The sequence below is a fragment of the Comamonas aquatica NBRC 14918 genome, from assembly GCF_000739875.1.
GTDB lineage: Bacteria > Pseudomonadota > Gammaproteobacteria > Burkholderiales > Burkholderiaceae_C > Comamonas > Comamonas aquatica.
On sequence record NZ_BBJR01000048.1, the window covers coordinates 50190 to 68358 of the forward strand.

The 18169-nt window shown below is 64.0% G+C and carries 17 protein-coding genes; 11 read left to right on the forward strand and 6 right to left on the reverse strand.

The window, feature by feature from the left end; genetic code table 11:
- The first annotated feature begins 3 nt into the window (after positions 1 to 3).
- The 5 genes from hemA (at position 4) to paeA (ending at position 5556) form a co-directional block, all read left to right on the forward strand.
- Positions 4 to 1299, forward strand: coding sequence for a glutamyl-tRNA reductase (gene hemA / locus CA2_RS11370; RefSeq protein WP_042416976.1), 1296 nt, complete (start codon positions 4 to 6; stop codon positions 1297 to 1299).
- Positions 1300 to 1403: 104 nt separating this feature from the next.
- Entirely contained in the window at positions 1404 to 2486 is a 1083-nt protein-coding gene (gene prfA, locus CA2_RS11375; protein ID WP_042416979.1) for a peptide chain release factor 1, read from the forward strand.
- A gap of 195 nt (positions 2487 to 2681) precedes the next feature.
- On the forward strand, positions 2682 to 3530 hold the full coding sequence (gene prmC / locus CA2_RS11380) for a peptide chain release factor N(5)-glutamine methyltransferase (protein ID WP_245620944.1): 849 nt from the start codon (positions 2682 to 2684) through the stop codon (positions 3528 to 3530).
- Between the two features lie 52 nt (positions 3531 to 3582).
- Positions 3583 to 3906: a Grx4 family monothiol glutaredoxin gene (grxD, locus tag CA2_RS11385; RefSeq protein ID WP_042416983.1), complete on the forward strand. Its 324-nt coding sequence runs from the start codon at positions 3583 to 3585 to the stop codon at positions 3904 to 3906.
- Between the two features lie 201 nt (positions 3907 to 4107).
- A complete protein-coding gene (gene paeA, locus CA2_RS11390; protein ID WP_081888972.1) occupies positions 4108 to 5556 on the forward strand; it encodes a polyamine export protein PaeA in 1449 nt (482 codons plus the stop codon).
- Positions 5557 to 5946: 390 nt separating this feature from the next.
- Here the strand turns inward: paeA and CA2_RS11395 are convergent, their stop codons facing one another.
- Both CA2_RS11395 and CA2_RS11400 read right to left on the reverse strand, forming a co-directional pair.
- Complete coding sequence (locus tag CA2_RS11395; protein WP_042417028.1) at positions 5947 to 6609, reverse strand: lytic transglycosylase domain-containing protein; 663 nt, start codon at positions 6607 to 6609, stop codon at positions 5947 to 5949.
- A gap of 131 nt (positions 6610 to 6740) precedes the next feature.
- Entirely contained in the window at positions 6741 to 8486 is a 1746-nt protein-coding gene (locus CA2_RS11400; protein WP_042416986.1) for a proline--tRNA ligase, read from the reverse strand.
- Positions 8487 to 8578: 92 nt separating this feature from the next.
- Between CA2_RS11400 and CA2_RS11405 the strand changes: the two genes are divergently transcribed.
- A complete protein-coding gene (locus tag CA2_RS11405) occupies positions 8579 to 9235 on the forward strand; it encodes an RNA pyrophosphohydrolase (RefSeq protein ID WP_042416989.1) in 657 nt (218 codons plus the stop codon).
- 70 nt (positions 9236 to 9305) lie between these two features.
- Here CA2_RS11405 and proB read toward each other — a convergent pair whose 3' ends face one another.
- The 4 genes from proB to rplU all read right to left on the reverse strand — a co-directional run bounded on the left by proB (position 9306) and on the right by rplU (position 12350).
- Entirely contained in the window at positions 9306 to 10442 is a 1137-nt protein-coding gene (gene proB, locus CA2_RS11410) for a glutamate 5-kinase (protein ID WP_042416992.1), read from the reverse strand.
- A gap of 80 nt (positions 10443 to 10522) precedes the next feature.
- The gene (gene cgtA / locus CA2_RS11415; RefSeq protein WP_042416995.1) at positions 10523 to 11596 is read right to left on the reverse strand and encodes an Obg family GTPase CgtA; all 1074 of its coding nucleotides are present in this window, start codon (positions 11594 to 11596) and stop codon (positions 10523 to 10525) included.
- Between the two features lie 163 nt (positions 11597 to 11759).
- Positions 11760 to 12020 (reverse strand): 50S ribosomal protein L27, encoded by a 261-nt coding sequence (gene rpmA, locus CA2_RS11420; RefSeq protein ID WP_042416998.1) that lies wholly within the window; start codon positions 12018 to 12020, stop codon positions 11760 to 11762.
- 18 nt (positions 12021 to 12038) lie between these two features.
- Positions 12039 to 12350, reverse strand: a complete 312-nt coding sequence (gene rplU, locus CA2_RS11425) for a 50S ribosomal protein L21 (protein ID WP_042417032.1) — start codon at positions 12348 to 12350, stop codon at positions 12039 to 12041.
- 210 nt (positions 12351 to 12560) lie between these two features.
- Here rplU and CA2_RS11430 point away from each other — a divergent pair, with 210 nt between their 5' ends.
- The 5 genes from CA2_RS11430 (at position 12561) to coaE (ending at position 18152) form a co-directional block, all read left to right on the forward strand.
- Positions 12561 to 13490, forward strand: a complete 930-nt coding sequence (locus CA2_RS11430) for a polyprenyl synthetase family protein (protein ID WP_042417002.1) — start codon at positions 12561 to 12563, stop codon at positions 13488 to 13490.
- A 149-nt stretch (positions 13491 to 13639) separates the two neighbouring features.
- Positions 13640 to 15385: a type IV-A pilus assembly ATPase PilB gene (gene pilB, locus CA2_RS11435; RefSeq protein WP_042417004.1), complete on the forward strand. Its 1746-nt coding sequence runs from the start codon at positions 13640 to 13642 to the stop codon at positions 15383 to 15385.
- Between the two features lie 63 nt (positions 15386 to 15448).
- Positions 15449 to 16672, forward strand: coding sequence for a type II secretion system F family protein (locus CA2_RS11440; protein WP_042417007.1), 1224 nt, complete (start codon positions 15449 to 15451; stop codon positions 16670 to 16672).
- Positions 16672 to 17541 (forward strand): prepilin peptidase, encoded by an 870-nt coding sequence (locus CA2_RS11445; protein WP_042417010.1) that lies wholly within the window; start codon positions 16672 to 16674, stop codon positions 17539 to 17541. Before CA2_RS11440 ends, CA2_RS11445 begins: the two co-directional genes overlap by 1 nt.
- Positions 17538 to 18152, forward strand: coding sequence for a dephospho-CoA kinase (gene coaE / locus CA2_RS11450; protein WP_042417013.1), 615 nt, complete (start codon positions 17538 to 17540; stop codon positions 18150 to 18152). The genes CA2_RS11445 and coaE overlap by 4 nt, the downstream gene beginning before the upstream one ends.
- The last annotated feature ends 17 nt before the right edge of the window (positions 18153 to 18169 follow it).

Genomic DNA, 18169 nt, shown 5'->3' on the forward strand with positions numbered 1-18169 from the left:
CTTATGGCAGTCTGGGCACTCGGCATCAACCACAACACGGCACCGTTGGATTTACGGGGCCGTTTTGCGTTCGCCATCGACCAGATCGCCCCCACCCTGCACGGATTGCGCCAGGCGCTGACCAGCGCCACGCGGCACCCCGAGGTGGAAACCGCCATTCTCTCGACCTGCAACCGCACCGAGATTTACTGCGCCGCCGACGCCCCCGCCCTGGACCACACCCTGGGCTGGCTGGCCCATGCCGGCGGCGTGAGTGCGGACATGCTGCGCTCGCACTCCTACCTGCTGGAAGACGGCTCCGCCGCGCGCCACGCCTTCCGCGTGGCCTCCGGCCTGGACTCCATGGTGCTGGGCGAAACCCAGATCCTGGGCCAGATGAAGAACGCCGTGCGCGCCGCCGAGGAAGCCGGCGCCCTGGGCAGCACGCTGAACCAGCTGTTCCAGCGCAGCTTTGCCGTGGCCAAGGAAGTGCGCAGCTCCACCGAGATCGGCGAGCACTCGATTTCCATGGCCGCCGCCGCCGTGCGCCTGGCCGGCCAGCTGTTCGAAGACCTCACCAAGATCCGCATCCTGTTCGTGGGCGCCGGCGAGATGATCGAGCTGGCCACCACCCACTTTGCCGCCAAGAACCCGGCCCACATCACCATCGCCAACCGCACCATGGAGCGCGGGGAAAAGCTGGCCAGCCGCTTTGACGCCGAGGTGATGCCGCTGGCCGAGATTCCCGAGCACCTGCACGAGTACGACGCCATCATCAGCTGCACGGCCTCGACCCTGCCCATCATCGGACTGGGAGCGATCGAGCGCGCGCTCAAAAAACGCAAGCACCGCCCCATGTTCATGGTCGACCTGGCCGTGCCCCGCGACATCGAGCCCGAGGTCAAGGACCTGCGCGACGTCTACCTGTACACCGTGGACGACCTGGCCAGCGTGGTGCGCACCGCCCAGGCCCAGCGCCAGGCCACGGTGGCCGAGGCCGAGGTCATCATCGACGCAGGTGTGCTGAACTTCATGCAGTGGATGCACCAGCGCGCCCAGGGCGGCGTGGTGCCGCTGATCCAGCAGCTCAACGCCCAGACCGATGCCTGGCGCGCCGCAGAAATCGCCCGCGCCAAGAAACTGCTGGCCAAGGGCGAGGATGTGGATGCCGTGCTCGACGCCCTGTCGCGCGGCCTGACCCAAAAGATGATGCACGGCACCCTGGCGGCCCTGCACAAGGGCAGCGCCGAAGAGCGCGCCCAGACGGTGGACACCGTCTCCCGGCTGTTCCTGCGCCCCGGCAAGCCCGGCCAGCGTTAGCGCCGCTGCGCGCTGCGGTTTCTGAGCCCAAACACCCTCCAGCGCTGATCTGACCAGCGCTTGCCGCTACGTTTCGCGTAGCACCCCATTTCCCCAAATCGACCATGCAACCATTCCTGCGCACCCAGCTGGAGCGCTATGCCCAGCGCCTTGAAGAACTGGATTTCCTGCTCTCGCGCGAAGACATCATGGGCGACATGCAGCAGTACCGCCGCATCTCGCGCGAGCATGCCGATGTCACGGCCGTGGCGGGGCGCTACCAGCGCTATCTGCAGACCGAGGCCGACATCGCCGCCGCGCGCGAGATGCTGGACGACCCGGACATGGCCGACATGGCGCAGGAAGAAATCACCGAGGGTGAGGCGGCGCTGCTGCGGCTGGAAGACGAGCTGCAGCGCCTGCTGCTGCCCAAGGACCCGGACGACGAGCGCCCGGCGTATGTGGAAATCCGCGCCGGCACGGGCGGTGACGAGTCGGCCCTGTTTGCCGGTGACCTGGCGCGCATGTACACCCGCTACGCCGCCAACGTGGGCTGGAAGGTGGAGGTGATGAGTGCCAGCGAAAGCGAAATTGGCGGCTACAAGGAAATCGTGCTGCGCATTGAGGGCGAGAACGTGTACGGCGCGCTGAAGTTTGAATCGGGCGGCCACCGCGTGCAGCGCGTGCCTGCCACCGAGACGCAGGGCCGCATTCATACCAGCGCCTGCACCGTGGCCGTGATGCCTGAGCCCGACGAGCAGCAGGCCATCACCCTGAACCCGGCCGATCTGCGCATTGACACCTTCCGCGCCAGCGGCGCCGGCGGCCAGCACATCAACAAGACCGACTCGGCCGTGCGCGTGGTGCACATTCCCACCGGCATCGTGGCCGAGTGCCAGGATGGCCGCAGCCAGCACAGCAACAAGGCCAAGGCCCTGCAGGTGCTGCAGGCACGTATCCAGGAAAAAGAACGCAAGGAGCGCGAAGCCAAGGAAGCTGCGCTGCGCAAGGGCCTGATTGGCTCGGGCGACCGCAGCGACCGCATTCGCACCTACAACTTCCCGCAAGGGCGCCTGACGGACCACCGCATCAACCTGACGCTGTACAAGCTGCTGAACATCATGGAAGGGGACCTGGGCGATGTGATCCAGGCGCTGCAGCAGGCCCGCGAGGCCGAACTGCTGGCCGAGCTGGAAGTGAATACTTAGGGAGATCGGTAAACACCATCCCGCACACCGAAGATGGACGATGGCAAAGCGTGAAACTGCGTGCCGTACTGGCGTGCGACAAGGCACAACAACGTATCCAGCGTGGTGTGAGCGAGTCTTTCAATCTTTTCAAGCCCAATTAACCTCTAACGCTCATACCGTCTGCTCCAGCAGCTATACAAAGTGAACTCACCTTTGACTTTGCAGCACGCCCTGCGCCAGGCCCACCAGCAGGGCCTGGCGCGCATTGACGCGCAAATGCTGCTGCTGCACGTGCTGGGCCAGCCCGGTGCCAGCCGCGCCTGGCTGCTGACGCACGACCAGGACCCGCTGAGCCACGACCAGCAGGCGCAGTTTGCGCAGCTGTGCGCCCAGCGCCTGGATGGCGTGCCCGTGGCCTATCTGACGGGCTGCAAAGAATTTTTCGGCCTGCCGCTGCAGGTGGATGCCCGCGTGCTGGACCCGCGCCCCGACACGGAGACCTTGGTGGAGTGGGTACTGGACGTGGTGGAAAAAATCGTTTCACCCCGCGTGGTGGACCTGGGCACCGGCAGCGGTGCCATCGCCCTGGCCGTGCAAAGCCAGCGCCCGGACGCCGCCGTGACCGCCGTCGACTTGAGCCCGCAGGCGCTGGACGTGGCGCGCGCCAACGCACAGCGCTTGCAGCTGCCGGTGCAGTTCGTGGCCTCGTCGTGGCTGGAGCAGGTGGAGGGGGTGTTTGACGTCATCGCCAGCAACCCGCCCTACATCCGCGAGGACGATCCCCACATGCCCGCGCTGCGCCACGAGCCCCGCCACGCCCTAACCAGCGGCGCCGACGGCCTGCAGGACCTGCGCGCCATCGTCGCCCAGGCCCCCGCGCACCTGCCGCCCGGCGGCTGGCTGCTGCTGGAGCACGGTTGGGACCAGGCCGGCGACGTGCAGGCCCTGCTGCGCAGCGCCGGTTTTGTGCAGGTGCACAGCCGCCAGGACCTGGCCGGCGTGGACCGCTGCACAGGCGGGCAAATCCCGGACGGCGCCAACGTTGGCGAGACAGTGAAATAATCACAAGCATTGCCGGGCGGACCATGCCCAGGCTCCCCTGCAAGGAGAACCCATGAGCGACGTACAACAACGCATCGACCAACTGGTCAAGAACAACGACATCCTGCTGTTCATGAAGGGCAGCGCCAGCTTCCCCATGTGCGGTTTCTCGGGCCGCGCCATCCAGATCCTGAAGGCCTGCGGCGTGGAGCCCAAGGCGATCGCCACCGTGAACGTGCTGGAAGACCAGGAAATCCGCCAGGGCATCAAGGACTACAGCAACTGGCCCACCATCCCCCAGCTGTACATCCGCGGCGAATTCATCGGCGGCTCGGACATCATGATGGAGATGTACGAGTCCGGCGAGTTGCAGCAAGTGATCAACGGCGAAGCCTGATCGCATGCAGCTGCTGGGACCGATGCCAATCCCAATGACCAGTACGGCTGGCATGGCCCCTGCTTTATCCAAAACCGCCCCTGTGGGCGGTTTTTTCGTTCTCGGCCGCAGGGCAGCGGCACAGAGTGATCGGTATGCCGGCATGCGAAGGAGGCATGCACAATGGTGACACTCGGCCGTCACCTGCCACCCCACTGACTTATGACGTTGACGCAAAGCCTGTTCATCATCGCGCTGTTGATTGCCGCCAGTGCCTTCTTCGCCGTGGCCGAGATTTCCCTCGCTGCCTCCCGCCGTCTGCGCCTGCGCCAGATGGCCGACGAAGACGACCCCCGCGCAGACAAGGCGCTGAGGATGCAGGAGCAGCCCGGCGACTATTTCACCGTGGTACAGGTGGGCCAGAACGGCATTGCCATACTGGGCGGTATCGTCGGCGAAGGGGCCCTCAGCGGCACACTGGGCAGCCTGTTGACACTGTGGCTGCCCGAGAGCACCGCCAGCAGCCTGGGCTTCGTGCTGTCCTTCCTGGTGATCACCTCCCTGTTCATCCTGTTTGCCGACCTGGTGCCGCGCCGCCTGAGCATGGTCGAGCCCGAGCACCTGCTGCTGCGCGTGCTGGGTCCCATGCAGCTGTGCATGACGGTGTTCAAGCCCATCGTCTGGATCTACGCCCGCATCACCGATGCGCTGATCCGCGTGCTGGGCCTGCCCGACCAGCGCGACGAGCGCATCACCTCGGACGACATCCTGGCCATGACCGAGGCCGGCGCGCGTGCCGGCGTGCTGGCGGTGCGCGAGCAACAGGCGATTGCCAACATCTTCGAGCTGGATTCGCGCACCGTGGCCTCGGCCATGACGCAGCGCGACCGCATCGCCTACTTCCTGCGCGATGACCCGGACCACGTGATCCGCGCACGCATCGCCGAGGAGCCCTTCTCGACCTACCCGGTGTGCGATGGCGACATCGACCACATCGTCGGCTACGTGGACGCCAAGGACCTGTTCCAGCGCGTGCTGAACAACCTGCCCATTTCGCTCAAGGACGACAGCCTGATCCGCCGCGTGCTGCTGGTGCCCGACAAGCTGACCCTGGCCGAGGTGCTGGACCAGTTCCAGCAGGTGCATGAAGACTTTGCCGTGATCCTCAACGAGTACAGCCTGGTTGTCGGCGTGGTCACGCTGAACGATGTGATGAGCACGGTCATGGGCGACCTGGTCTCGCCCGACGATGAAGAGCAGATCATCCGCCGTGACGAGAACTCCTGGCTGATCGACGGCATCACCCCCATCGACGATGTGCTGCGCGCCCTGGACCTGGAAGCCTTGCCGAATGAGGACGAGTACGAAACCCTGGCCGGCTTCTTGATGGTCATGCTGCGCCGCGTACCACGCCGCACCGATGCGGTGAACTGGGGTGGCTACCGCTTCGAGGTGATGGACGTGGACAGCTATCGCATCGACCAGGTGCTGGTCTCGCGCCTGCATGCGGATGGCAGCGTGATGCCGGTGCCAGACGCGCCGACCTCCACCCTGTCGGCCGTGGCCGCCGTGGCGGCATCCGGCCCAGCCATGAGCACCCTGCCCGGCGCCGCCTCCAAACCCGAGGCCCAGCACCCCAAGCCCCAGCGCGAGACCCCCAGCGTGCCTTGAGTGTCCGTTGGACGCGCCCGCTTACCGACAGCGGTCATCCGTGATCGCCGTCGGCACGGCGGAACCCTGGCATAACTGGAGAAGTGACGGGGCAGCACCAGGCCCAGCGCGCCCGTGGCCTGACGCTGTAGCCGCAGGCGCGACGACCACCTCCCCGCAGCAGCACACGCCGGAGGACCTGCCCACAGGCAGCAGTGCTGGGCATGCCTCATCTGCCGCGCCACGCTCCCCCAACAACGGCGGCATCCACACTGCAACAGGCACGTGGTCGCGCTGCGCGCCTTGCCAGATTCACACAAATACATAGCTGCTAGCGCAGACGAAAAAAGGGTTTCAAAGCCCTAAGGCCATGAAACCCTTGTTTGCGCTGCGTCAACTGCTCTGCTTATTTCATGCCTGGCGCAGCGCCTGCGGATCGAACTGCCACTGCTTCTGCGCCCCCAGCACCAGGCTGGGGTATTTGTCCTTGCCGCGGCTGCCGTTGTAGCGCCCCAGGGCCATGAACAGGTCGCCGCGTTCGCGCTCCAGGTAGTGACGCAGAATCACGCAGCCAAAGCGCAGGTTGGTCTGCATATGGAACAGCTTGCCGGCATCGCCGTCGCCAATCACGCGCGTCCAGAACGGCATGATCTGCATGTAGCCGCGCGCCCCGGCCACCGAGACCGCGAACTTGCGAAAGCCGCTTTCCACCTGGATCAGGCCCAGCACCAGCGACACCTCCAGCCCTGCGCGCTTGGCCTCGTACCACACGGTCTGCAGAAAGTCGCGCCGCACCTCCCAGTCCGGCTTACGGCGCTGCAGGCGGTCGCTCATGGTGGTCAGCCAGCGCAGGTAGGCGATGCGTGCGTCGGTGGAGGCGAACACGGGCTCCGGCGGCGCCAGGTCGCTGACGGCGGCGCTCAAGGCACTGCGCACGGCATCGGCCAGCGGCTCTTCCAACTGCGCACCGGCCTGCGCCCACCCCGCCTGCCCCAGCGCCCAGGCCGCTGCCAGGCCCAGGCAGGCACGCCGGGCCGGTTGGTGGGGTGGGGGCAAGAACGAGGACCGGGGCATGCAGGGATCGAATTCCGTCAGGGTGGTGAGATAGCGCCTGGCTGGCACAGCCGCCAGTGTGCACCGCAACCGGTGCCGCACAGGGCGTAAAAAAAAGCAGCCGCAGCTGCTTTTTTATCGGTGCTCGCGGCTCAGTGCAAGCCCAGCTGGGCCTTGAGGTGCGCCAGCGCGTCGGCCGTGGGCAGCTTCGTCGCCTCGGCAGCACGGCGGTGCTGGTACTCGACCACGCCATCCTTGAGGCCACGATCGCCCAGCACCACGCGGTGCGGCACGCCAATCAGCTCCCAGTCGGCCAGCATGGCGCCGGGGCGCTCGTCGCGGTCGTCCAGGATCACGTCCACACCCAGGGCCAGCAATTCGGCATAAAGCTTCTCCGCTTCGGCCTTGACGGCCTCGCTGCGGCCCATGCCGATGGGGCAGATCACCACGGTGAATGGCGCAATCGCGTCGGGCCAGATGATGCCGCGCTCGTCGTGGTTCTGCTCGATGGCCGCCGCTGGCAGGCGGGTGATGCCGATGCCGTAGCAGCCCATCTCGAAGTGCTGGGGCTTGCCGTTGTCGCCCAGGAAGGTGGCGTTCATGGCCTGGGAGTACTTGGTGCCCAGGTAGAACACGTGGCCGATTTCGATGCCGCGCTCGATGGCCAACTCACCCGCGCCGTCGGGCGACTTGTCGCCCGCCACCACGTTGCGCAGGTCGGCCACCACGGCAGGCTCGGGCAGGTCACGGCCAAAGTTGACGCCGGTGATGTGGAAATCTTCCTCGTTGGCACCGCAGACCCAGTCGGCCATCACAGCCACTTCGCGGTCCACCACCAGGTTCACTGGCTGCTTCAGGCCGATGGGGCCCAGGTAGCCGGGCTTGCAGCCGAAATGGGCTTCGATCTCGCCCACGGTGGCAAAACGGAAATTGGCCAGGCCCTCCACCTTGCCGACCTTGATCTCGTTCATCTCGTGGTCGCCGCGCAGCAGCAGCAGCCAGACCTGGGTCTGGACGATCTCACCGGCCTCGTTGCTGGTGTCGGTGGCCAGCACCAGGGACTTGACGGTCTGGCTCAGGGGCAGGCCCAGTTGCGCCGCCACGGCTTCGCAGGTGCTGTTGCCCGGCGTGGCCACCTTCTGCAGCGGCTGTGACGCCGCAGGGCGGGGACCCGCAGGTGCCAGGCACTCGGCCTTCTCGATGTTGGCCGCGTAGTCGCTCTGGGGGCAGTAGACGATGGCGTCTTCGCCGGTGGAGGCGATCACCTGGAACTCTTCGCTCAGGTCGCCACCGATGGCACCGCTGTCGGCGCGCACGGCACGGTATTGCAGGCCGAAGCGGTCAAAGATGCGCTGGTAGGCCGCGCGCATGGTCTGGTAGCTGATCTGGGCGCTGTCGCGGTCCTTGTCGAAGGAGTAGGCGTCCTTCATCGTGAACTCGCGGCCACGCATCAGGCCGAAGCGCGGACGGCGTTCGTCGCGGAACTTGGTCTGGATCTGGTAGAGGTTCTTGGGCAGCTGCTTGTAGCTCTTGAACTCCTGGCGGGCGATGTCCGTCACCACCTCTTCGCTGGTGGGCTGGATCACGAAGTCACGGCCGTGGCGATCCTGGATGCGCAGCAACTCGGGGCCCATCTTCTCGAAGCGGCCCGTTTCCTCCCACAGCTCGGCAGGCTGCACCACGGGCATGGTCACCTCCATGGCGCCGGCGCGGTTCATTTCCTCGCGCACGATGGCCTCGACCTTGCGGATCACGCGCAGGCCCATGGGCATGTAGTTGTAGATGCCAGCACCCAGCTTTTTGATCAGGCCCGCACGCATCATGAGCTTGTGGCTGACCACTTCGGCATCGGCCGGAGCTTCCTTGAGGGTGGAGATGAAGAATTGGGAGGCTTTCATGAGGGGGATTCAGCGGGATATCGCAGCAGCAATCTTGATAGGCACAGACTGCCGTGCATAATGAACGCAATATAGAAAATTGGGGTTCGATTATGCTTGACCGGGACGGATTTCGCCCGAACGTCGGCATCATCCTGCTCAACCAGAAAAACCAGGTGTTCTGGGGCAAACGCATTCGCACCCACAGCTGGCAGTTTCCGCAGGGAGGCATTGACCGGGGCGAAAGTCCCGAGCAGGCCATGTTCCGGGAGCTGCATGAGGAGGTGGGTTTGAAGCCCGACCACGTGCGCGTGGTGGCCCGGACCAGGGACTGGTTGCGCTACGAGGTGCCGGATCGTTACATACGCCGCGATGCGCGAGGTCATTACAAGGGCCAGAAGCAGATCTGGTTCCTGCTGCAGTTGCTGGGTCACGATTGGGACCTGAACCTGCGTGCCACCGACCACCCGGAGTTCGACGCCTGGCGCTGGAACGATTACTGGGTGCCGCTGGATGTGGTGGTGGAGTTCAAGCGCGGCGTCTATGAAATGGCGCTGACCGAACTGGCCCGCTACGTGCCACGCAGCGAACAGCAGCGCAACCGGTATCTGCGCAGCGGCATGCGTCCGCGCGAGAGTGAGCCCCCGACCGCCCCGCCACGCCCGGCGCCCGTGCTGCGCCACCATGGCGTGATGGGCAATCCCGGTCTGGAGTTGCCGCCCGGCGCCAGCTTTGACCCGGATCCGCAGAACGACCAGAACCCGCGCTGAGATCCCCGATCCCGCTGCACCTCACCGTGCCGCGGGATTTTTTTGTGGCCGTGCGGCCGCGGCCCGGTGCTCAGGACAGCACGACCATGTTGTCGCGGTGCACCATCTCGGGCTCGGCCCGGTAGCCCAGCAGTTGCTCGACCTCGGACGAGGCGTGCTTGCACAGCAGGCGTGCCTCGGCGCTGGAGTAGTTGGCCAGACCGCGGGCGATTTCCTTGCCACCCGCATCGCACACGGCGATCACGTCGCCGCGCGAGAAATCGCCTTCCACCGCCACCATGCCCACGGGCAGCAGGCTCTTGCCCTCGCCCTGCAGCTTGCGCACTGCACCGTCGTCGATGGTGACCGAGCCATGCAGCTGCAGGTGGTCCATCATCCATTGCTTGCGGGCCTGGTTCTTGTGGGTGGGCGCCACCAGCAAGGTGCCAATCGCCTCCCCACGGGTCAGGCGCAGCAGCACATCCTGCTCGCGTCCCCAGGCGATCACGGTGGAGGTGCCCGAGCCTGCCGCGCGCTTGGCCGCCAGGATCTTGGTCAGCATGCCACCCTTGCCGATGCTGGAGCCGGCGCCGCCGGCCATGGCCTCCAGATCGGGGTTGCCGGCCTGTGCTTCGTGCACGAACCGGGCCTCGGGGTTGCGGCGCGGGTCGGCGGTGTACAAGCCCTTCTGATCGGTCAGGATGACATAGGCGTCGGCATCCACCAGATTGGCCACCAGCGCCCCCAGGGTGTCGTTGTCGCCGAACTTGATTTCGTCGTTGACCACCGTGTCGTTCTCGTTGATCACCGGCACCACACCCAGCTTGAGCAGGGTCAGCAGGGTGGAGCGCGCATTCAGATAGCGCTCGCGGTCAGCCAGGTCGGCGTGGGTCAGCAGCACCTGGGCACTGCCCACATGGTGGTTGCGCAGCTTGGTTTCGTACATCTGCACCAGGCCCATCTGGCCCACTGCCGCAGCGGCCTGCAGCTCGTGGATTTCCTTGGGCCGCGTGGCCCAGCCCAGGCGCTTCATGCCCTCGGCCACCGCACCGCTGGACACCATGATCACCTCGCGGCGCACACCGTCATCGCCGTGCACCAGGGCCGCCAGCTGGCGCGACCATTCCTCAATCGCTGCCTCGTCGAGGCCACGGCCTTCGTTGGTGACCAGACTGGAGCCGACCTTGACCACGATGCGACGCGCATCTTGCAGAACACGGGATGACATTGTTATGAGCGTTTTAAGGCTCTAACGCTTGTCCAGCAAGCGCTAGCAGCTATTGATCCAAGAGCACCGGCGGTGCAACCTCACACGGGCATGTCGCCCGCGAAGCGGGGATCGTACTCCGCTTCCTGGGGTTGCTCGGCCTTTTGCTGGACTTGCACGTGCTTGAAGATGTCCTGCACCAGGCGGTCTGTGCCTTCGCGCGCCAGGGCCGAGATTTCGTAGACCGGCCCCTTCCACTTGTAGCGCTTCACAAAGTCCTTGACCTTGGCGGCACGCTCCTCGGCGGGCACCATGTCCAGCTTGTTGAGCACCAGCCAGCGCGGCTTGTTGTACAGCGCTTCGTCGTACTTCTTGAGTTCCTGGACGATGGCCTTGGCCTGCTCGACCGGATCCACAGCCTCGTCAAACGGCGCCAGATCGACGATGTGCAGCAGCAGGCGGGTGCGCTGCAGGTGGCGCAGGAACTGGTGCCCCAGACCGGCGCCGTCGGAGGCACCCTCGATCAGGCCAGGAATGTCGGCGATCACAAAGCTCTGCTCAGGGCCAACCCGCACCACGCCCAGGTTGGGATGCAACGTGGTGAAGGGGTAGTCGGCAATCTTGGGGCGGGCATTGGAGACCGAGGAAATGAAGGTCGACTTGCCGGCGTTGGGCATGCCCAGCAGGCCCACATCGGCCAGCACCTTCAACTCCAGCTTCAGGCTGAAACGCTCGCCGGGACGCCCGGGCGTCTTCTGGCGCGGAGCACGGTTGACCGCACTCTTGAAACGCAGGTTGCCAAAGCCGCCGTCGCCGCCCCGCGCCAGCACGATCTTTTCACCAGGGACCAGCAACTCGTGCAGCACTTCGCCCGTGGCTTCATCGGTGATGATGGTGCCCACGGGCAGGCGCAAGGTGATGTCCTTGCCGGCCGCGCCGAACATGTCGTTGCCCATGCCGTTCTCGCCGCGCTGCGCCTCATGGCGGCGCGAGTAACGGTAGTCGATGAGGGTGTTCAGATTCACATCGGCCACGGCATAGACGTGGCCGCCACGGCCACCGTCACCACCGTCGGGTCCGCCGAATTCCTTGTATTTTTCGTGCCGGAACGTGGCTGCGCCATTACCGCCATCGCCCGCGGCAATTTCAATATAGGCTTCATCGACGAACTTCATGAGGCTTTCCCGTGATCATTGGAGAGACAGGCACCCGTGGTGCCGGCCCAAAAGCATAAGCCAGGACCTTCCTGGCTTGCTGTGCAAGGGCTTTGGCGCCCTTGTGAAAACAACAAAGCCCCGACGCATCGGGGCTTTGTGATGTCAGATGACGCGTGTTGCTTTAAGCAGCAGGCGTGATGCTGACGGTGTGCTTGGACAGAGCGCCCTTGGTGTCAAAAGACACGTGGCCGTCCACCAGAGCGAACAAAGTGTGATCCTTGCCGATGCCCACGTTGGTACCGGGGTGGAACTTGGTGCCACGCTGGCGCACGATGATCGAGCCTGCGCTGATCAACTCGCCACCGAAGGCCTTCACACCCAGCATTTTGGGCTTGGAATCACGTCCGTTGCGCGTAGAGCCGCCGCCTTTTTTCTGTGCCATGACTTAGCTCCTTGGGAATTAAGCGGCAATCGCCACGATTTGCAGTTCGGTGAACTGCTGGCGATGGCCTTGAGACTTGGCGTAGTGCTTACGACGACGCAGCTTGAAGATGCGCACCTTGTCGTGCTTGCCGTGAGCAACCACCGTTGCCTTCACAGTTGCGCCGGACACCAGGGGAGTGCCAACCTTCAGTTCTGCGCCGTTGCCGACTGCCAAAACTTGGTCGATCACGATTTCCTGGCCTACGTCCGCAGCAATCTGTTCTACCTTGATTTTTTCGCCAGCAGCAACACGATACTGTTTGCCACCGGTTTTTATGACCGCGTACATGTAAACCTCTTTCGATTCTTGAGTCTCCGCAGACGAATTTCCACGGAAGCCCAAGATTGTACGCGTAAACGCCAATGAGCGTCCACACACAACCATGCACGCCCATAGGGCTTGTCCGTTGTCTTCCTATAATCAGCGCCTCTTCTGGTGGCGATTACCTTGACTACAGCAAACCCCATCCCCAACCCGCTTGCCCTGATTGCCGACGATATGCAGGCAGTGGACCGCGTCATCGCACAGCGTTTGACCACCAGCGTCCTGTTGATCGGTCAGATTTCCCAGTACATCATTGCAGCTGGCGGCAAGCGCCTGCGTCCCGCCCTGCTGCTGATGGTGAGCAATGCCCTGGGCGAGCAGCGCCCGACCAAGCACACGCTGGCCGCCGTGGTGGAGCTCATCCACACAGCCACCCTGTTGCATGACGATGTGGTCGACGAATCGACCCTGCGCCGCGGCCGCCCCACGGCCAACGAGTCTTTTGGCAACCCGGCCAGCGTGCTGGTGGGGGACTTCCTGCACACGCGCTCGTTCCAGATGATGGTCGAGGCAGGCAATATGCGCATCCTGCAAGTCTTGTCGGATGCCACCAATGTGATCGCCGAAGGCGAGGTGCAGCAGCTGATCAACACCCACGACGCCTCGCTAGACGAAGCAGGTTACCTCCACGTCATCCGCTCCAAGACCGCCAAACTGTTTGAAGCCAGCACCCAGATCGCCGCGATTCTGGCGGAGGCCAGCCCTGCGGTAGAGACCGCCTGTGCGACCTATGGCCAGGCACTGGGCACGGCCTTCCAAATCATCGACGATGTGCTGGATTACGACGGGGATGCCGCCGAAATGGGTAAGAACCTGGGCGACGATTTGCGCGAGGGCAAATGCACGCTACCCCTGATCATCGCCATGCAAAGGGCGACGCCTGAAGATGCCCAGGTGGTGCGCCAGGCCATCGAGCAAGGCTCTGCGGAACAGTTGCCCAGCATTTTGTCCATCGTCAAGCGCACCGGTGCTTTGGATGCCACCCGCGAAGCCGCCCACAACGAGGCCATGCGCGCGATCGCGGCCTTGCAGGCCCTGCCGACCAACGCGTACACACAGGCCATGGAGCAACTGGCAGCACAACTGCTGCTGCGCCGCACCTGACCGGGAACGCACGGCAGACCGTGCACCACGTCAATCTTTTGCAAAAAGCCTGCCCCTGCAGGCTTTTTGCGTCTGTACAGTCCTGTTTTGATCAGGGATGATAGGCGCGTCCTTCCACTCCCGAATAAAACCTATTCCACACACGGCCCATGAACGCCGCATCCACCGCTTCCTTGACCGCTCAGTCCTCTTCCAACACGGCCCTGGCGGGGCTGGCACGGGCGCTGGTCAGCGCAGGCCAAATCACTGAATCGGTCGCCATCGAAACGGTCCGCAAAGCCCACACCAGCAAAAACAGCGTGGTGGCACAGCTGGTGGCATCCGGGCACATGTCTGCGGCGGAATTGGCCTTCCAGATCGCCCAGATTTTTCGCACCCCCCTGCTGGACCTGGACACCATCGATCCCCAGCGCCTACCCCGGGATCTGCTGGATGCCAAGTTGTGCAGCATGCACAAGGTGCTGCCCCTGCTCAAGCGCGGCAACCGCCTGGTGGTAGCCACGGCAGACCCCACTGACAAAGACGCTGCCGACAAAATCAAATTCACCGCCCAGATGGGGGTGGACTGGGTCATCGTCGAATTCGACAAATTGCAGCGCCTGGTCGAGACCACCACCAAGAGCGCCTCAGAAACACTGGACGCGTTCAACTCCGATGCCGACTTCCAGTTCGACGAAGTGGTGGATACGCCCGCACCCGATGACAAGGACAACAATGCGTCCGAGGTCGAGGATGCGCCGGTCGTCAAGTTCCTGCACAAGATGCTGATTGACGCCTTCAACATGCGTGCCTCGGACCTGCACTTCGAGCCTTACGAACACAGCTACCGCGTGCGTTTCCGGATCGATGGCGAACTGCGGGAAATCGCAAGCCCGCCCATCGCCATCAAGGAAAAACTGGCCTCGCGCATCAAGGTCATCTCGCGCCTGGACATCTCCGAAAAACGCGTCCCCCAGGATGGGCGCATGAAGCTCAAGGTCGGTGCTGACCGCGTCATCGACTTCCGCGTTTCCACCTTGCCTACCTTGTTTGGCGAGAAGATCGTGATCCGTATCCTGGATCCGAGCAGCGCAAAAATGGGCATTGATGCCCTGGGCTATGAGCCCGAGGAAAAGGGCCGATTGCTGGACGCCATCCAGCGGCCCTACGGCATGATCTTGGTCACCGGCCCCACCGGTTCGGGCAAGACCGTGTCGCTGTACAGCTGCCTGAACCTGCTGAACAAGCCAGGGGTCAACATCTCCACGGCCGAAGACCCCTCGGAAATCAACATGCCAGGCGTCAACCAGGTCAATGTGAATGAAAAGGCCGGGCTGACGTTCGCCACCGCCCTGCGCTCCTTTTTGCGCCAGGACCCAGACGTCATCATGGTCGGTGAAATCCGCGATTTAGAAACGGCCGACATCGCCATCAAGGCCGCGCAGACGGGGCACCTGGTGCTGTCCACCCTGCACACCAACGATGCGCCCACAACGTTGACGCGCATGCGCAACATGGGGATTGCGCCGTTCAACATCGCCTCCAGCGTGATCCTGATCACAGCCCAGCGTTTGGCACGCCGCCTGTGCCCCCAGTGCAAGCAGCCGCACGATGTGCCGCACGAAACCCTGATTGAAGCCGGCTACGAGGAACACCAGCTGAATGGTTCCTGGGTGCCGTACAAGGCGGTCGGCTGCAGTGCCTGCAACAATGGGTACAAGGGCCGCGTCGGCATCTACCAGGTGATGCCAATCACGGAGGAAATCCAACAAATCATCCTGCGCGATGGCAGCTCCCTGGAGATCGCGGCCCAAGCCAAGAGCGAGGGGGTGAAGTCTTTGCGCGAATCCGGCCTGGACAAGGTCCGGCAAGGCATTACGTCGTTGGAAGAAGTGTTGGCCGTCACCAATTTGTAGGCGCTGCGCGCCTGACCCCCGGCAGGACCACCACACAACATCAAGATCAGAGGGAACAGCGCTATGGCAACCGCAGCACCTGGCAGGAGCAACGCAAAGGAGTTCATTTACGAATGGGCCGGCAAAGACCGCCAGGGCAAGGCGTTGCACGGAGAAATGCGGGCCACGGGAGAGGCCCAGGTCCAGGCCTCCTTGCGCCGCCAGGGCATCTTCATCACCAAGCTGAAGAAGCGCAGCATGCGCGCCGGCAAGAAGATCAAGCCCAAGGACATTGCACTGTTCACCCGCCAGATGGCCACCATGATGAAGGCCGGGGTCCCGTTGCTGCAGTCGTTCGACATCGTCGGTCGCGGCAATCCCAATCCCAGCGTGACCAAGCTGCTCAACGACATCCGCCAGGATGTGGAGACCGGCACCTCGCTGAGCATGGCGTTCCGCAAGCACCCCATGCACTTCAACGCCTTGTACTGCAACCTGATCGAGGCCGGGGAAGCCGCGGGCATCCTGGACACCTTGATGGACCGCCTGGCCACATACATGGAAAAGACCGAGGCTATCAAGGGCAAGATCAAGTCCGCACTGATGTACCCGATTGCGGTGATCGTGGTGGCGTTCGTGGTGGTGACGGTGATCATGATCTTTGTGATCCCGGCGTTCAAGGAAGTCTTCACCTCCTTCGGGGCTGACCTGCCGGCCCCGACGCTGCTGGTCATGGCCATCAGTGAGTTCTTTGTCGCGTATTGGTGGTTGATCTTTGGCGTGATCGGTGGAGGCCTGTATTTCTTCATGCAGGCTTGGCGGCGCAGTCCCAAGATGCAGCGCGTGATGGACCGTCTGCTGCTGAAGCTGCCCATTTTTGGCATCCTGATCGACAAATCCTGCGTCGCACGCTGGACGCGCACCCTCTCCACCATGTTCGCCGCCGGCGTGCCCCTGGTGGAAGCGCTGGACTCCGTCGGCGGGGCCTCGGGCAACAGCGTCTACCGGGAAGCCACCGACAAGATCCAGCAGATGGTTGCCACCGGCACCAATCTCACCGATGCGATGACGAGTGCCGATGTCTTCCCGTCGATGGTGCTGCAGATGTGCGCCATCGGCGAGGAATCGGGCTCCATTGATCACATGCTGGGCAAGGCGGCCGACTTCTACGAACAGGAAGTGGACGAGATGGTGGCAGGCCTTTCCAGCCTGATGGAGCCCATCATCATCGTGATCCTGGGTGGCATCATCGGCGGGATTGTGGTGTCCATGTACCTGCCGATCTTCAAGTTAGGACAAGTGGTCTGATGGACTTTTCTGTATGGAGCGGTGCCGCGCTGGCGGCATTGCTGGGGCTGCTGATCGGCAGCTTCTTGAACGTGGTGATCCATCGCCTGCCTCGCATGATGGAGCAGCAATGGGATACCGAATGCGCACAGCACCGTGCAGCACAGGCAGGTCAAACCTACACGCCCACTCCGCCCGCACTGACACTGTCCAAGCCCCGCTCGCGCTGCCCCCACTGCGCCCACCCCGTAGGCTGGCTGGAGAACATCCCGGTGATCAGCTGGCTGTGTCTGCGCGGCCAATGCGCACACTGCCACGCAGCGATCGGCGTCCGCTACCCCCTGGTGGAAGTCGCGACGGCCGGGCTGTTTGCCTGGTGCATCACCCGCTGGGGATTCACCCCGACAGGCTGGGCCTGGTGCGGCTTCAGCGCGACTTTGCTGGCACTGGCGCTGATCGACTGGGACACCACCTACCTGCCCGATGACCTGACCCTGCCGCTGCTGTGGGCCGGCCTGCTGGCCACTGCACTGGGCTGGACCTCAGTGTCCCTGGGCGACGCCGTCTGGGGCGCCGCCATCGGCTACCTGTCGCTGTGGTCCATCTACTGGGTTTTCAAACTGATCACCGGCAAGGAAGGCATGGGCTACGGTGACTTCAAGCTGTTCGCCGCCCTGGGCGCCTGGTTCGGCTGGCAAGCCCTGGTGCCCATGATCTTGATGGCGTCGGTGATCGGCGCCGTCATTGGCATCGCCCTGAAGCTGCGCAGCAGCCTGCGCGAGGGTGGCTACATCCCGTTCGGCCCCTTTCTGGCGGGCGCGGGCTTTACCGCGATGTTCTTCGGCCCAGAGCGCCTGCTGCGCGCCGTGCTGACGGCGTTGGGCCTGTGAACGCGCAGCGCGCACAACGCTGGGGCCTGACCGGCGGGATTGGCAGCGGCAAAAGCACGGTGGCGCAGATGCTGGCCGCCGCAGGGGCCGTAGTCATCGACGCCGACCAGATTGCACGCAGCCTGACGGCGGCGGGTGGCTTGGCCATGCCGCAGATCGAGGTCGAATTCGGAGCCTCGGCGATCGATGCACAAGGATCCCTGGACCGTGATTTCATGCGCCAACTGGTGTTTGAAGACCCCAGCGCACGCCAGCGGCTGGAAGCTATCGTCCACCCACTGGTGGGCAGCCTGACCGAGCGCCAAGCCCTGCAGGCCGAGGCCTGCGGCGCGCGGTGGCTGGTGTTCGACATTCCGCTGCTGGTGGAATCCGGGCGCTGGCGCCCGCAGCTGGATGCTGTGCTGGTGGTCGACTGCGAGGAAAGCACCCAGGTGCAGCGCGTCAGCGCACGCAATGGGCTGGCCCCCGACGCCATCGCACGCATCATGGCGGCACAGGCCACGCGTGCGCAGCGCCGGGCCGCAGCAGACTGGGTGATCTACAACGATGGCCTTGATTTAGCTGCATTACGTCAAGAAGTGCTATCAATTTCCGCATGGTTACAGCTATGATGGCAGCCAGCGACTTT

Bases quoted from the DNA above. Each gene is read 5' to 3' on its own strand.
- hemA (WP_042416976.1), top strand. From the start codon at position 4: ATGGCAGTCTGGGCACTCGGCATCAACCACAACACGGCACCGTTGGAT.
- prfA (WP_042416979.1), top strand. From the start codon at position 1,404: ATGCAACCATTCCTGCGCACCCAGCTGGAGCGCTATGCCCAGCGCCTT.
- grxD (WP_042416983.1), top strand. From the start codon at position 3,583: ATGAGCGACGTACAACAACGCATCGACCAACTGGTCAAGAACAACGAC.
- paeA (WP_081888972.1), top strand. From the start codon at position 4,108: ATGACGTTGACGCAAAGCCTGTTCATCATCGCGCTGTTGATTGCCGCC.
- CA2_RS11395 (WP_042417028.1), bottom strand. From the start codon at position 6,609: ATGCCCCGGTCCTCGTTCTTGCCCCCACCCCACCAACCGGCCCGGCGT.
- CA2_RS11400 (WP_042416986.1), bottom strand. From the start codon at position 8,486: ATGAAAGCCTCCCAATTCTTCATCTCCACCCTCAAGGAAGCTCCGGCC.
- CA2_RS11405 (WP_042416989.1), top strand. From the start codon at position 8,579: ATGCTTGACCGGGACGGATTTCGCCCGAACGTCGGCATCATCCTGCTC.
- proB (WP_042416992.1), bottom strand. From the start codon at position 10,442: ATGTCATCCCGTGTTCTGCAAGATGCGCGTCGCATCGTGGTCAAGGTC.
- cgtA (WP_042416995.1), bottom strand. From the start codon at position 11,596: ATGAAGTTCGTCGATGAAGCCTATATTGAAATTGCCGCGGGCGATGGC.
- rpmA (WP_042416998.1), bottom strand. From the start codon at position 12,020: ATGGCACAGAAAAAAGGCGGCGGCTCTACGCGCAACGGACGTGATTCC.
- rplU (WP_042417032.1), bottom strand. From the start codon at position 12,350: ATGTACGCGGTCATAAAAACCGGTGGCAAACAGTATCGTGTTGCTGCT.
- CA2_RS11430 (WP_042417002.1), top strand. From the start codon at position 12,561: ATGCAGGCAGTGGACCGCGTCATCGCACAGCGTTTGACCACCAGCGTC.
- pilB (WP_042417004.1), top strand. From the start codon at position 13,640: ATGAACGCCGCATCCACCGCTTCCTTGACCGCTCAGTCCTCTTCCAAC.
- CA2_RS11440 (WP_042417007.1), top strand. From the start codon at position 15,449: ATGGCAACCGCAGCACCTGGCAGGAGCAACGCAAAGGAGTTCATTTAC.
- CA2_RS11445 (WP_042417010.1), top strand. From the start codon at position 16,672: ATGGACTTTTCTGTATGGAGCGGTGCCGCGCTGGCGGCATTGCTGGGG.